This window comes from Citrobacter sp. Marseille-Q6884, assembly GCF_945906775.1.
Classification (GTDB): domain Bacteria; phylum Pseudomonadota; class Gammaproteobacteria; order Enterobacterales; family Enterobacteriaceae; genus Citrobacter.
In genome coordinates this window covers 3054918-3069307 of sequence record NZ_CAMDRE010000001.1, presented here as the reverse complement: position 1 = coordinate 3069307, position 14390 = coordinate 3054918, and the positions used below count along the sequence as shown (strand labels likewise).

Sequence of the window (14390 nt, the reverse complement as noted above, 5' to 3'; positions counted from 1 at the left end):
AAATTCAACTCTGCAAAGTTGACAACATCAGTAATATTGCTTTCAGAAAATATTTATGAGAGCAAGTTTCATCATTTATGCCCCCCCTAAAATATGAAATCCTTGCAAAGTGATTTCTTAAAATAACTAATAGCACTGAATTATGTGTTTAAAAAATCACCAATGATAACAATCCCATAACCAGCACATATAAGTTAAATAACAGTATACAACCCAATATACCCACCATCTGTTAATAAAATAGCTATACGTTCATTTAGAATGAATGACTATCATTTTCGAAGAAAAAAATATAATTTTGATAAAATGCATTGTGGCAGAATTCTTGGCGACGCCCTAATTAACAAGACACTAAATGCAGAAATGCCCAAGTCAATCCCTAACTGTTTTTTTAACATATACAATTTATATTCTGATTGGATATATCTCCAACCTTTTCTACGTTTTATCATTCCCTCACCAACTCTCGCGTTGACTAAAGGCTCTTCCAGATTATCCAGTTCATAACCAGCGGAAATTAGTCGTAGCCATAAATTGTAATCCTCCATGTACAGGTGATGCAGATACCCCCCCACATCTAAAACATATTTCTTCCTAAAGACAACAGTCATATGATTTAATGGGTTTCTTCTTTTCGCATAGTTGACAATATTATTGTGCCCAGCTTTAGAAAATCTTATTTTGCCTTTATCCTTTCCATTAAACTCCTGAATAGCAGAACCAAGTGCACAAAGATCTGGATGTTTAACAAGGTAATTAATTTGTTTTTCAAACCGCTCTGGAATACATATATCATCAGTATCCATTCTGCAAACGATATCATTGCAACATTTATTTAGGCCATAATTTAATGCCTTACCCAACCCAACATTGACAGTGATAGGAAAGATTTTAAGAGGTAATTTCCCTTTCCACTTTTCAACAACCGTCATTAGATTTTTACTAATTGGCCCATCCAAGACTAAAACAATTTCTGATGCTGGCAACGTCTGAATAAATAAGCTATTAAAGCAATCATCGAGATATGAACTTTTTTCATTGTTATATAATGAAATAAGAACGGAAAACTCTGGCATATTTTCAACCATCAATTAATAAACTCCATTTCTCAAAAATTTTATCATAAGAATATCCTTCGGCTAAAACTGCGGAGTTTTTCGCCAATTGCTTATATGTTTTATTATCTTCACTCTGAAACATGCTTGCCACGAAGAGAGTTTCATTATTATTATTAATCAGGTACCCGTTTTTTCCATTAACAATAATTTCTGATGGCCCAGTTTTAATATTATATGAAATTACAGGCAAAGAGAAGTATTGCGCTTCAATAAATGTCATTGGTAATCCCTCAGCATGTGCTGAGCATAGTAATACATCATGTCTTTTATAAATTGACTCCATATCCTCTATGTTACCAAGAAATATCACATTTTTAATTTGTCGTTCATCAATCATAGCCAGTAATTTTTTTTTAAGAGGTCCATCTCCTACAATACTTAAAGTCCCTCGTCCTCCGTTGTGTACATAACGCTGCCATATATTCAGCAAACGGGCATATCCTTTTCTGGGTATAAGATGTCCAACAGCCAAATACCTTTTATTGTTTTCTGTCTTACAAGAAACATCATTTCTAAAGGGACAAGGGTTATGAATGCATTTGACATTAAGATTTTTTGCTTGCAATAAATTATGATCATGAGAAGTTAATACAATAACATTTTTGTACACATGATAAGTTATCCTTTTCAAAAATTGTAAGGAAGATGAATAACTTTCAAAGCTTATATGTTCACAAACAAATTTCTTGAAATTTGTTCTCATTAAGAAAGGAGATAGAAAAACTGATAGCTTACCAGTTGTTAAAATAAAAACATGTGTATATTTTTTCTTTTTTATATCTTGAGATATTTCTGATAAACGACTTAAATAACCTTTCCTATTCTTATTCAAAATAACCTCAGGTCTTTCTTCAGAATCGTTCTCATCATATACTGTATAGATTACACAATCGATATTGTTCTTCAAAAAGATATCAAGTAACGTTAGAGCTACACGAGCAACACCTCCGTGTGATACGGAGTCTGTAACAATAGCTATTTTTTTCATTTTGATACGATTCTTTTTGCCAAAATTCTTGAGAAAATATAATGTGTGTTATAGTAAGACAAAGCACATGAGCAGATAACATATAGAATGGTAATTAGTTTATTATTACTTCGATATGCGGTGCTCAACATTTTTGTTGATTTACTATGAGCCAGAGCAACTATTTTATTTGACTCTAATATTTTTTCACTATCAGAAATATTATATCTATCTATACCTGTTTTTAACCTTTGCTTATGCAATTTCAAAGCATAAAAATGTCCTCTTCGCTGGGAAAGGCTTGCAACATCACTAGTATTACCAGGTCTATGCCTTATTCTAGTTAATGCTGAAAATGTATTGCCACATTTAAATCCAGCATCTATAGCCCTGAGAACAAAATCGAAATCTTCAGCATATGGTATATTCCGGTACCCCTCTAATTTATTATATATATCTCTCTTGCACAACCATACATGGGTTAGTGGCGAAATGAGATTTGCTATTCTAGCAATCATTTCATGAGATAACGGTAGTTTGCTTATGGGACCAATAATGTTTCCCTCGTTATCAATTGGCAACATTTGAGTACCAACAAGGTCCAATTTATTTTCTATTAAACAGCTAAGTTGTTCGGTGATCCTATTTGATTCAGAAACATCATCAGCATCATGCCGCAATATATAGTCACCTGTACAATATCTTAAGCCATAGTTAAGAGTCCCAACTATTCCTAGATTGCTACTGTTTCTTAAAGAAACTATTCTCGAATCCCGCGCAGCCATCCCTTTAATTAATTCATATGTTTTATCTGTAGAACAGTCATCAACAACTATAACCTCTAGATTCTCATAGGTCTGCCTAAGTATACTCAAAAGTGACTCTTCAACCCATTGTTCTACATTATAAGCCGGAATTAACACGCTTATTTTAGGTGTGTTTTTCAATTTTTTTTCCTCTATCAGAATCACTCTCACAACATATTAAAGATGTAACTATAAAGATAAATGGAGAAAAAGCACTAAATAGAGATATCCCACCGATAAACACAGGTATCCATACATACATGACATGCCCATTTGATAACTTAACGGTATAAGATATGTACATCAAAAATAGAATTGTCCCAGCTATCCCCATTTCTAACACTAGCGTTACATAGATGTTATGAGCAAATATTCCTATAAATTGGGATGAATTTCCTAAACCGATACCAAAAAAATGCACGAGAGAAGATTGCGTATAGTAAAATGACAACGCCTTACTTATGATATAAAACTTGCTATTAAAACTACCATCAAACCCAACATAGCTTTCAGATTTTGATATATATTCATACGCCATTATACCAAAAATTAAAGCCGCACATGTAATCATTATATATGACCGCATTTTGATTTTATTTTTGTTAGCTAGTCCTATTCTAGTGATAATTAGTGCAGCAATTGCTCCTCGAGAGAATGTTACCAGAAGTAGCAGATATAAGAGTCTACGTTGTATTTTGAAATCCTTTCCTTGAAAGTTTTTCAAATACCACGAAAAAGAACATAAAGCTAGAATAACCAAACCTGTGAAATTCGAATCAAAGTAAAGAACGCTATATTTGAGAGAATAGAACCCAACATTTGCACTATTATAGTTAATTATTCTAGTTATCAACTCTATAAAGAGAAAAAATATTGCAAGATTAAATATGTTCTCATATATAACTGTCCTAGATTTAAAACTGATTCCCTTGAAAGATTCAATGACACAAGTTGAAATGAGAATCGAATAAGAGAATAAGACTGGGGTCAAATAGTTAGGCCCCTCAGGATAAAAAGGCATCATTCTCATCCCTATCAATTGCAATATAAGAGATGAAACTGAGAATAAAATTGTTATTAGCGTAAATTTTTGCATTTTCATATGAGTCAACATATGAAAAAAGAGGATTAATATTAACCCCCCCCCCAAAATATATGCCGGATTTATTGGGCTTGAATTCACACTAAAAAAAATGCATAAAAGTGCAAAATATAGAAAACTAGTATTTCTCACTGTGCTTTTCATTAACAAAATCTCTGTCAAGTATTGAATTTACATGATGCACAAGATCCCTTGAGCAAGGAGTAAAGGGATAATCATAAAATTGCGTCCTTACTTGAGAAAGATCTTTCATATTTTCAGTCATATAGTAAGAAAAGTTATCAAAAAAATCATCCCAACTATATGGCATAGTACCTGGATATAGATCTTTAAGCGAAAAATACAACTCTCGGTCGTTTTGCAGATAGTCCTGTAAACCAAACGGTGCGATTAAAGCATTCACACCGACAGCCAGAGCATCAAAATAGATACTAGAAAAATCAGTAACTATTAAACTATAATCGCACAGAGTTTCGTAGACATCTTCAGAATTGTCTATAACAATACAATCTATATCGTTAATGTTTTTCACCAAGAATTCAGGTAACTTATTTGCCGGGTGTAGCCTTATAGTTAAATTTGCATTATTTTCCTTTAAAACTTTTCTAGCTCTTTCTGTATTAAATCCAAACAGTGTTAAAATATCTAATTCACTATTATAATCTCCTCTATATGTAGGTGCATAGAGTATTTTAATTTGGTCAATTTTTTTTTCGAGCTTCTTTTGAAAACACTTGTCTAGTTTAGGATACCCACATACTATTACTTTATTTTTATCAATATCCATAGCGCTTTGTAGTATAGAGGAAACTGTAGCAGAACTTGCTAGGTAGTAAGTATCGAGTTTAAAAAAACTATAAACACCATGAGGTATTATTTTTTTAATACCAGAAATTAAAAAACTTTGCTTTGAGATACCAAGTTTAGTTACATTTAACTCAGTCGCAATCGCGTCCTTACCAATTTTCTTTATTGGTGTGCCGTGCCAAAGATTAAATACTTTCGTTTTTCGATTCAGAAATTGTCCAAGTAAATCAGAGTTCACTGAACAATTACAAAATACGGCTTCTGCACGTAAATGCACTATAATACTTCTGAAATTCATACCGTACAGAGTTTTAAAGCCAGCAGCACTAATTCTAGCTGCAACATCTTTATTTTTTGTAAACCAATAATTATCATCATCTGAGTTATTTGACATGTATTCGAAAAAAGCTTTTGAATTATCACCATATTTGTTACCGAACCAACTGCCGTATATAAAAAGTCCTTTTTTAGGCGGTATACAGATTGACAGCAAACGAACAATAACTCTAATAATTAAAAAATTCATCTTCCAATTCTCAATATTTTTCTTAATTCTATAGCTATTTTATCGTAGCCTTCTCGATTTAAATGAATATTATCGACAGTATATTTTTTTATTTCATGTTCATCCCACGCTTCAATATTAATTATTTTTTTATCTTTCAAACATGTTAGCATGAGAGTATTATATGACATTAAAATGTTGTTAATATCTTTTGGCCGATCCTGCCAATAGTTACCTCTCCAACTCGATAAAATCGGATTGCAACCGATGTAAATTAAGCCCGGAATTTTATTAAGCAACGGAATAATTTCATTCTTTAAAAATCATGTGTGTATAAATTAGTAAGTTGCTCACCGTTATAAATTTCTTTCGAAATTGGAATATTTACATGTTCTTCAAATAGAGTCAATGGCCAATTCATATATTTTATTTTATGCGATTTTGTCTTTATGATATTAATGGCCATGTTTTTTGGTCTTGGGGAGAAATCAACCAACCCAATATGCATAATTACAAAATCATATGATTTCCCTTTGTTTATTTGTTTGTGATACTCATATAAAAAATCAATTACTGTAGTACTTGCATACTCACAAATATGATATTCAACGTTATATTCTTTTATTAAATCTCCAACATATGATGAGAAGGGATTCCTTTTATTCCATAAATTGGTTACCTCATACCCCCTAGAATCCGTAAACACGAATATTTTTGTTTTATTCCTATTCTTGAATAAATAATAATAAGTACGAAGACAAAAGACTAGTTTTGTACTGTAGATTATTATTCTATTCTTGATTTTATTAAATATCATAGTCATCTCTCATCAATAGCATTGCTTTCCTGAATACTAAGGATGATGCTATCAAAAAAGTTATTGCAGAAGATATAATAACTGAGTATATATTGAAACTATTCTTTAACAAGATAATAGCTAAACATATATGTAGACAAGACGTACAAAATGTGACAGAAGATAAATATTTTACATTTTTATAAAAATATAGAATATTACTATATAAAACTATCACAGATTGAAAAATAAACACTAAGATCATGTATGGTAGATATGTTAATGCTTCAAAATATCTATGATCAAGAAAATATCTAAGCAACATCGGCATGGCGAATGATGATGTCACACATACCACCATCACAATCGCTGTAGCTTTGAATAAAATTTTTTTTGTCTCGCAAATTTTTTTTTCATTTAAACTTCTTACAATTTTTGGCATCAAAGCTTGATTAATAGCATTACACAGTAGTGGCATCAATGATGTTAACTGCATCGCTAATGAATATATTCCAAGCGATGAGATAGATAAATACCAGCCTATCAGTAATCGCTCCACGCCACTCCTAGCCCACCAACTTATGGCATGTGGAAATATTCCGACACCAAATTTTAACAGCGATACATTTATTTTTGCACTTATTTTGACTTTGTTTTTAAATCCTAAAAGCAATGAACTAAGCAATACGGAAATCATCAAGGACACAGCAAAAGACAAATATCGTGATGATTCATTCATCTCCATATAGCTGAGCAAAAAAATCATAAGCAGTGAATTACATAATGAGAAAAATAGATTTATCCCTCCAACTATCAGTGCCTTTTCATTACATTGATAGTAGCTTATATATAAATAAAGCAATGATTGTAAATATGCGCATAACAATATTATTGGCAGTATCTTAAATAAATACACTGAATCAAAATACAGATAGAGCGGAACTGAAAAAAATAAAGCCATTGCAAACAATAATGTTACATTAAATATTATATTATAGAGAGATGATATTGGGTTCTCAAAATTAAAATATTCTATCTTATAGTACGAGTTCCCTCCCATAATGATGAAAATCACAAAAATCTCAACCCCTATATTGAACAACGAGATATTACCATACTGTTCTGGGTTTAAATACATTGTCAATATTGGAATAAATAAAAACGGTAATGCTTTTGCCAGAAGATCACTAAACAAATAAATTATAACGTTTTTATTCTGTATGTTAAAAATATTAATGGTTCTTTTCATGATTATTTTATCATTTTAACAACTTCAATTATCTCTGTTGTTGAGATCGAAGGTGTCCGAGGCAAATAAATAACCTCGCAAACAGGTTTAACCCAATCAAACCTGCCATCCCAGTCATCTCCCATAACCAGTATGTCAGCTTTATATTTATTAATGTAGTCTAGTTTCAATTCCAGCGACTCTTCAACAAAAACTTCATTAACAAACTTTAATGAAGATATTATCTTAATTCTGTCACCCTGTGAATAAATAGGAAATCTATTCTTCTTTGAATAATTTAATTCATCAGATGAAATGCCAACTATAAGATAGTCTCCATATTTGGCCGCTCGTTCGAGAATGTTAATATGACCGACATGAAATACATCAAATGTACCAAATGTAATAATTCTTTTCATAGTTTAGCTCTTAGTAGGAAAAATTAAATGAAAGCTACCGCCCCTGGCTTAACAGCTACCAGTGCACTGCGTACATTACTGATGTTTTACTGTGATGTGCCAAGTAGAGGGGTGCAACACAGTGGCTTTTATTCAACTGCTAATTGTCTTACTAAATTCCGTCAGAGACAAGGAAGATAGGCATGAATCAATGAGATAATTTCAATAATTAACCCATTGTTATTATCTAATTAAAGAACCACCAGTGTAACATATCACTGCTAGTTTTTATTGCGCCCCAGAAAAGCATACTAAGTACCTAAAATGTGCTTCTGCCCGTTCTTAATCATATAACCCAGAACTATGCATAGCTACCACCATTGATGGTGGTAGCTATGCAAAGATAAAACGGCAGAAACATCCTAAGCACACGCTATATTCAAAGAATAACTGTCAGCGACGGATTTACTCACTTAACAGTTGATCTATACCTTTGCGAAACTTCGCTCCTTCCTTCAAGTTCCGCAACCCATACTTAACAAACGCCTGCATATAACCCATTTTCTTACCACAGTCGTAACTGTCGCCCGTCATCAGCATAGCATCAACAGACTGTTTTTTCGCCAATTCAGCAATCGCATCGGTTAACTGAATACGACCCCAGGCACCAGGTTGCGTATGCTCCAGTTCCGCCCAAATATCGGCAGAAAGCACGTACCGCCCTACTGCCATTAGATCCGAATCAAGCGTCTGCGGTTGATCCGGTTTTTCAATGAACTCAACAATGCGGCTAACTTTACCTTCGTTATCCAACTCATCTTTTGTCTGGATGACGGAGTACTCAGAAAGGTCACCTTCCATACGTTTGGCCAGTACCTGACTGCGTCCGGTTTCGTTAAAACGTGCCACCATGGCGGCAAGATTGTAACGCAGCGGGTCAGCACTTGCCGTATCAAGAATGACATCAGGCAGCACGACCACGAAAGGGTTGTCCCCAACAATCGGACGTGCACAAAGGATTGAATGCCCCAGCCCAAGTAGTTGAGCCTGGCGGACGTTCATAATGGTCACGCCTGGCGGGCAAATTGACTGTACTTCAGCCAGCAGTTGGCGCTTTACACGCTGCTCAAGAAGAGACTCTAGTTCATAAGACGTATCAAAGTGGTTCTCAACCGCATTCTTGGACGCATGAGTTACCAGAACGATTTCTTTGATCCCAGCAGCTACAATTTCGTCGACAATGTATTGGATCATCGGCTTGTCAACGATCGGCAGCATCTCTTTAGGGATTGCCTTAGTGGCTGGCAGCATATGCATCCCAAGGCCCGCTACCGGGATAACTGCTTTCAAATTAGTCATTCTCTCTCCTACCTTTTAACGGCTGATAAAGTATAGACTTTAGCCGTATGTTAGCCAGTATCGCTGGCTCCATCCTTAACGCAAAATAGCCAGGTTAAGGTAAACCGAATGCAAACACTACACTTCACCAGCACAGAGATGAACTCAGATTCCTCGGAAACGTATTGAAATTAACACTTGTGATACCGTTTCCGAAAAATCGTTGCTAACTACGTCCCGGATATTGCTAGCAACAACAATCACTCAGAGACAAACGTGATGTCATCTTTCTTATCATGCAAAAATTCGTATTTTAATGTGCGGTCCAACCCCTGAGACAACGTGTAAGGTGCAACAAAACCAGAAGAATGGACTTTCGTTGCATCAAACTGCGTTGTGGCACAGAACTTCTTCACACGCACAGAGCTTACCGCATATTTTTTGCCCGTGACTTTACCCAAAATATCAAAGCAATAGCCGCCTAACATGCCTAAAGCGTAAGGTAAGTGCGCTGAGGGAATCTTTTTACTTAAGCTCTGTTCAACTTCTGTAACCAATTGATTCATATTGAGATCAGGTTTATCAACATAGTTGTAAACCTCATAACCTGCAGTCACATTCTTAAGTTTATATTTGATAAACTCAACAATATTGCCTACATAAGCCATTGACTTATAATTTGTTCCGGCCCCAACCATCATGAACTTGCCGCCAGCAATCTGCTTAAGCAGGTTATATACATTGCCACGATTGCGTTCGCCAAAGATAACCGTCGGGCGAATAATGGTCAGCGAACGTTCAGTTGGAGCTTTGGAATGCCATTCACGAAGGACTTCTTCAGCTTGCCACTTACTTTTGCCGTAGTGGTTGAATGGATCATGCGGATGGTTTTCATCAGGATTGGTTTTGTTCAGGCCGTAAACTGCGACAGAACTGGTAAAAATGATGTTATTAACACCATTTTTCTCCATCGCGGCCAATACATTACGCGTCCCTTGAACATTCACATCGTAATAAAGAGAAGTCGGGCTGACATCATCACGGTGCTCAGCAGCAAGCAAGACAACAGTATCATAGCCAGAAAGAGCCTGATCTAAAGCCTGTTGGTCGCGAACATCGCCAATTTGCGTGATTTGTGGATAGAAATGGCTCTGTTGTTTATCCAGATTTTTGATATCAAAATCTGCAACAGTCGTTTCGAGGAGTCTGGTACCCACGAATCCAGAAGCACCGATGAGCAAAACTTTATCGTTCATAAATCACTTTGTCTGTTCGTAACATAAGATACATATGATAAAGATGAGCATCTTCCCTGAGTAGTCAATGCTGCCCAGCCCCAGCTTTAACGGTTAATGCCATGATTATAATCTTTTAGCAAATGATATCCAGTAAGATTATAGTGGGGATATACTCTACCGCCCCCGCTCCGGCAGCCGGAAGTTCAGCGCTTCAGCGTTAACCCGATGCTGGTTCACACTGTCGATATCAACCGAACTTTGCCCGTGTTCATTTACTGCATGGACGTTGGCGAGAGACAGCAATGTATCCTGCCGGGCCATAAACTTGCCGCGCACATCCTGGCGCAGATCGAAGTGCATTTTTAACGCTGGTCCCACTTTGGATTGCTGCATTACCTTGATGTTGCGTAAAAAAAGGTGTTGAGGTTTGTTGTGCAGCTCAAGTGTTGCACAGGTCATCTCCACGTTAGTGATAGCGACGAAGGATCGGGCATTACCCGAGGAGATCTGAATACCGCGTAATTTATAACCCAGCGATTCATTATTCAGGTGAATATTATTTAACCTAAAGTTTTGTGGGATTGACAAATATCGTCCTTTGATAACGCCATAACCAATTAGCATTCCTGCACTATTTTCCATTTTGATATTATCAATCACAAAATTGTCACATCCATAAATAGCAATCGCTGCGTTATCTATTCCCGCTTTCTTACTGAAATCCGTCGTGATATTGCGCGCAGTGACATTGCGGATGATGAAATGCTTGCCGTTTTCCACATGGATTAGCTGCCGACAATCGGTACCGGTGATGTTCGCCACAACAAAGTTTTTCACCGCCAGCGCGTCCGGGTAGTCATTGTTATACGTACTCCCCGCCAGTCCGATGCCAATACCCCAGTTAACGTTGCCGTTCGTACAGTTGATACGCTCGATGGTATGGTCGGTGATCAGAATGTCGCGATCGTTTATCGCGACATTCCACTCAATGGCATCGCCCTGCAAATCACTAAAACGGCTGTTGGTGATCCGTACATCTTCCATCTGGTTATGAAATCCCTGACGCAGGATCCCATAGTTAGCATGCGAGACGGTAATGTCATCGATAGTCAGATTACGCATCATCCTCGGCGTTTTACCGCCGATATAAATCTGCGTCACCGGACCAAAACCACTCATGGCGATCCCTTTAATCGTGCAATCCGAGCCCCGCACATCGAGGGTAATATTATGCAGGCTCCCTCCCCCCTCGCCTGTCACCTGGCCCCCCTCCTGCAAAACAAAGCGCCCACGGCCATTGCCGCTGACACGACCTTGCAGCAGCAACGTTTTGCCAGGAGGAATGAAAACGCCGGTATTCATGTTCTCGCATACCAGCCCCGCGGGAACCACCACGGTTTGCCCGTCAGAGAAGGCCTGGCGGAAAGAGGCGACCCAATCCTTTGGGTTATAGTCCTGAATGTTGACGCTGCCTTTTGGTTGAAGCGCACGGGCGAGCTGTGAGTGGAGGACAACAAGTGCAGAGCCTGCTGTCAGAAAGGTGCGTCGGGAGAGTTTTTTCTCTGGCATACAACCTCGATTTACATCGTTTGCAGCAGGCTGGCTAACTGTCTGTTGATGATGGCCTGATTAAATTCAGCTTCAATTTTCTCACGGGCACGCAGCACAATCGGCTTTACCCCTTCGCTGTCGAGCTGGCTGAATGCCGCCAGTCGTTCCGCCAGCGACTGCGCATCGTTTTCTGGTGCCAACCAGCCAGACGTACCCGATGCCACCAGCTCAGGAATACCGCTGTGAACAGTAGAAACCACCGGGATACCCACGGCCATTGCTTCCATCAGCGCCACCGGGATCCCTTCCATATCGCCATCGACACCCGTGACCGAGGGCAGCAGAAACACGTCAGCCTGCTCAAGCAGGGCTTTCACCTCATGGCTAGGCTTAAAACCCGACAGCTCAATGACGTCATCCAGTTGATATTGCTCAATGAGCGTGCGTAAACGGCGTTCCCAGGGTCCCATACCCAGAATGCGATAACGAAACGCCACGCCTTGCTCTTTTAGCTGGCGACAGGCTTCAATAGCCACATGCAGCCCTTTTTTCTCGGCTAGCCGTGCGACAGACAAAATTTCCAGCGGTGTGCCCGGCGTTTTCACCTCACGGGGAGTAAAGCGCGTCATATCTATCCCCATGCGCGACACGGCAATTTTCTCCGGTGGGCAACCCATATCGTTTAAACGCCCGGCCCAGAGATTGCTGATGGGCAGCATTAAATCCCCTCGCTCGAACAGCTTTTGATACTCCGGGGTATAGCGGGCGAGCACTTCCCGATGAGAAATATCGATACCGTGAAACACCGTGGCAATTTTGCCGCGGATAACACCCAGTTCACGCAGCTTCGCCGCGGTTACGCCCGCCGGGCCAAAATGTGCGATAAAGACATCGGCCTGCAACGGCGTTGGCGTTAACCCACAAATGGCCGCCAAAATAAGATTGCGCGCTTCGTCGCCATAGCGTGATGTGTTGAGCGCTTTCCATGTCGTTGCGCGAGCCAGGCCACGCAACGCTGCTGCGCTTCGGTATTGCAGTTTTGCCCGTTTGCCGTCCGGTTCATTCAGCAACCAGCGCGTTTTATCGCCCAGACGATAGGTATCGTATGAGGCATGGGTATGCTCAAGGTCGCCCTTATGCAACGCAACAATTTCTACGTCGTATCCCATGTCGATAAACGCAGTAATCTGATTCAGGACAAAAGTCTCTGAGGAGAGCGGGAATTTGAGCAAGAAAAAACCAACCTTCATTTCTCCTCCCCAATACGCGATAACACTGACGCCACCATGTGCAGCCCTTGTTCGCGTTCACGCTTAACCGCCTCCTCCACGCGTACGTTCAGTTCAGGTAACTGCCCCAGGGTATCCGCGACTTGTCCTTCCAGGCTGCCATCCAACAGATGACGGATATCAACCGCCATCTCCGGGAGCCCCAGTTGCTGCATAATTCCGGCCGATTTGTGCTCGTAGTTAATGGCGATGGCTGGCGTCATAAAGTTCATCGAGATAATGGCGGAGTGCAAACGTGTGCCCACCGTGAGATCGCATGCCCCCAGAATGATCCCCATCTCAAGGTCATTCAACTCATCCATTACCACGTAATAACGTGTTGGATCGTTGATGTACTGACGAAGATTCAGCGCGACCATGCGGTCATCTTTGTTGTAACTATCGATACCGGTACAGGTGGATAGCGCTATCACCTGGTAACCTTCATCGAGGATCCTGTTTACCACCCCGGCGAAGGCCTGCTCATAAGCCTGCTGTGTTGTCCCCAAACGTTTATCAAACGGCGCCAGTTCGCGCAGCGTGATGGCAACGGTTTTTTGCTTTGCCACCGTGTGCAGCCAGTGCTGTACGGCATAACCCAACTCGACATCATCCTGATGATTCTCGACCAACCAGGCGGTATCCACGCCTTGCTCAACATTTACCGTGGTGATTTCACTGCGCTTCATTAGTTCCAGGCTAACCGGTTCACGGAGGATCAGGGCATTGCAGTGACCAAACACGTAATTCGCCAGTTGATTGAATGGTTCGTCCTGGAACGGCCCTACGCTGTGTCCCACCATGTACAACGGTTTTTTCGCCATAAACGAACACAAAGCATGCTCAAACTGCGGTACGCCGTACAGATCGACAAAAAACGATCCGCCCACCTGGATAATGGCGTCATAACGTGACAACAAACGAACAAAATCGGTAAAGCCCTGGGCAATCGCAATATTACGCAGGTTACCGGAGTCAGTTACCCGCGAGAGTAAAACCTGATGCTGATAACGCCGACGCAGCACTTTCTTTACCCGCCCCATGACGCCAGCCGCATTATTGTGCTGCTTCATCTGCAAATACAGCGGATCGCCCATCACCGGGCGATTCAACAACCACGAGGAACTTACCGGGTAACGGCTCATCACATCGACCTCGGTTTCCGGTCGTAGCATGTTAATGGCATCCAGCAAACCGCGCAGAATGGCGCTGTCACCGCGGTTCCCGCAGGTATGGTTGCCAAGAATAAGTAATTTCATAATGACCTC

General features: G+C 39.4%; 13 protein-coding genes. All 13 read right to left on the bottom strand.

Annotated elements, in window-relative coordinates; genetic code table 11:
* Positions 1-272: 272 nt before the first annotated feature.
* Positions 273-1088: a glycosyltransferase gene (locus N7268_RS14510; RefSeq protein ID WP_260863433.1), complete on the bottom strand. Its 816-nt coding sequence runs from the start codon at positions 1086-1088 to the stop codon at positions 273-275.
* Positions 1081-2106 (bottom strand): glycosyltransferase, encoded by a 1026-nt coding sequence (locus tag N7268_RS14505; RefSeq protein ID WP_260863432.1) that lies wholly within the window; start codon positions 2104-2106, stop codon positions 1081-1083. The genes N7268_RS14510 and N7268_RS14505 overlap by 8 nt, the downstream gene beginning before the upstream one ends.
* Positions 2103-3032: a glycosyltransferase family 2 protein gene (locus N7268_RS14500; protein ID WP_260863431.1), complete on the bottom strand. Its 930-nt coding sequence runs from the start codon at positions 3030-3032 to the stop codon at positions 2103-2105. Before N7268_RS14500 ends, N7268_RS14505 begins: the two co-directional genes overlap by 4 nt.
* Entirely contained in the window at positions 3016-4137 is a 1122-nt protein-coding gene (locus tag N7268_RS14495; protein WP_313958404.1) for a hypothetical protein, read from the bottom strand. Before N7268_RS14495 ends, N7268_RS14500 begins: the two co-directional genes overlap by 17 nt.
* The gene (locus N7268_RS14490; RefSeq protein ID WP_260863430.1) at positions 4112-5326 is read right to left on the bottom strand and encodes a CDP-glycerol glycerophosphotransferase family protein; all 1215 of its coding nucleotides are present in this window, start codon (positions 5324-5326) and stop codon (positions 4112-4114) included. The genes N7268_RS14495 and N7268_RS14490 overlap by 26 nt, the downstream gene beginning before the upstream one ends.
* Positions 5327-5621: 295 nt before the next feature.
* Positions 5622-6011: a hypothetical protein gene (locus N7268_RS14485; protein ID WP_260863429.1), complete on the bottom strand. Its 390-nt coding sequence runs from the start codon at positions 6009-6011 to the stop codon at positions 5622-5624.
* A gap of 100 nt (positions 6012-6111) precedes the next feature.
* Positions 6112-7350, bottom strand: a complete 1239-nt coding sequence (locus N7268_RS14480) for a lipopolysaccharide biosynthesis protein (RefSeq protein WP_260863428.1) — start codon at positions 7348-7350, stop codon at positions 6112-6114.
* A gap of 2 nt (positions 7351-7352) precedes the next feature.
* A complete protein-coding gene (locus N7268_RS14475) occupies positions 7353-7748 on the bottom strand; it encodes an adenylyltransferase/cytidyltransferase family protein (protein ID WP_260863427.1) in 396 nt (131 codons plus the stop codon).
* A 444-nt stretch (positions 7749-8192) separates the two neighbouring features.
* Complete coding sequence (gene galF / locus N7268_RS14470; protein ID WP_260863426.1) at positions 8193-9086, bottom strand: GalU regulator GalF; 894 nt, start codon at positions 9084-9086, stop codon at positions 8193-8195.
* A gap of 239 nt (positions 9087-9325) precedes the next feature.
* Positions 9326-10321, bottom strand: coding sequence for an SDR family oxidoreductase (locus N7268_RS14465; protein WP_260863425.1), 996 nt, complete (start codon positions 10319-10321; stop codon positions 9326-9328).
* A gap of 156 nt (positions 10322-10477) precedes the next feature.
* Positions 10478-11872 (bottom strand): colanic acid biosynthesis protein WcaM, encoded by a 1395-nt coding sequence (wcaM, locus tag N7268_RS14460; RefSeq protein WP_260863424.1) that lies wholly within the window; start codon positions 11870-11872, stop codon positions 10478-10480.
* An 11-nt stretch (positions 11873-11883) separates the two neighbouring features.
* Positions 11884-13104, bottom strand: a complete 1221-nt coding sequence (gene wcaL, locus N7268_RS14455) for a colanic acid biosynthesis glycosyltransferase WcaL (protein ID WP_260863423.1) — start codon at positions 13102-13104, stop codon at positions 11884-11886.
* Positions 13101-14381, bottom strand: coding sequence for a colanic acid biosynthesis pyruvyl transferase WcaK (wcaK, locus tag N7268_RS14450; protein WP_260863422.1), 1281 nt, complete (start codon positions 14379-14381; stop codon positions 13101-13103). Before wcaK ends, wcaL begins: the two co-directional genes overlap by 4 nt.
* Between the last annotated feature and the right edge of the window lie 9 nt (positions 14382-14390).

Bases quoted from the DNA above. Each gene is read 5' to 3' on its own strand.
- N7268_RS14510 (WP_260863433.1), bottom strand. From the start codon at position 1,088: ATGGTTGAAAATATGCCAGAGTTTTCCGTTCTTATTTCATTATATAAC.
- N7268_RS14505 (WP_260863432.1), bottom strand. From the start codon at position 2,106: ATGAAAAAAATAGCTATTGTTACAGACTCCGTATCACACGGAGGTGTT.
- N7268_RS14495 (WP_313958404.1), bottom strand. From the start codon at position 4,137: ATGAAAAGCACAGTGAGAAATACTAGTTTTCTATATTTTGCACTTTTA.
- N7268_RS14490 (WP_260863430.1), bottom strand. From the start codon at position 5,326: ATGAATTTTTTAATTATTAGAGTTATTGTTCGTTTGCTGTCAATCTGT.
- N7268_RS14480 (WP_260863428.1), bottom strand. From the start codon at position 7,350: ATGAAAAGAACCATTAATATTTTTAACATACAGAATAAAAACGTTATA.
- N7268_RS14475 (WP_260863427.1), bottom strand. From the start codon at position 7,748: ATGAAAAGAATTATTACATTTGGTACATTTGATGTATTTCATGTCGGT.
- galF (WP_260863426.1), bottom strand. From the start codon at position 9,086: ATGACTAATTTGAAAGCAGTTATCCCGGTAGCGGGCCTTGGGATGCAT.
- N7268_RS14465 (WP_260863425.1), bottom strand. From the start codon at position 10,321: ATGAACGATAAAGTTTTGCTCATCGGTGCTTCTGGATTCGTGGGTACC.
- wcaM (WP_260863424.1), bottom strand. From the start codon at position 11,872: ATGCCAGAGAAAAAACTCTCCCGACGCACCTTTCTGACAGCAGGCTCT.
- wcaL (WP_260863423.1), bottom strand. From the start codon at position 13,104: ATGAAGGTTGGTTTTTTCTTGCTCAAATTCCCGCTCTCCTCAGAGACT.
- wcaK (WP_260863422.1), bottom strand. From the start codon at position 14,381: ATGAAATTACTTATTCTTGGCAACCATACCTGCGGGAACCGCGGTGAC.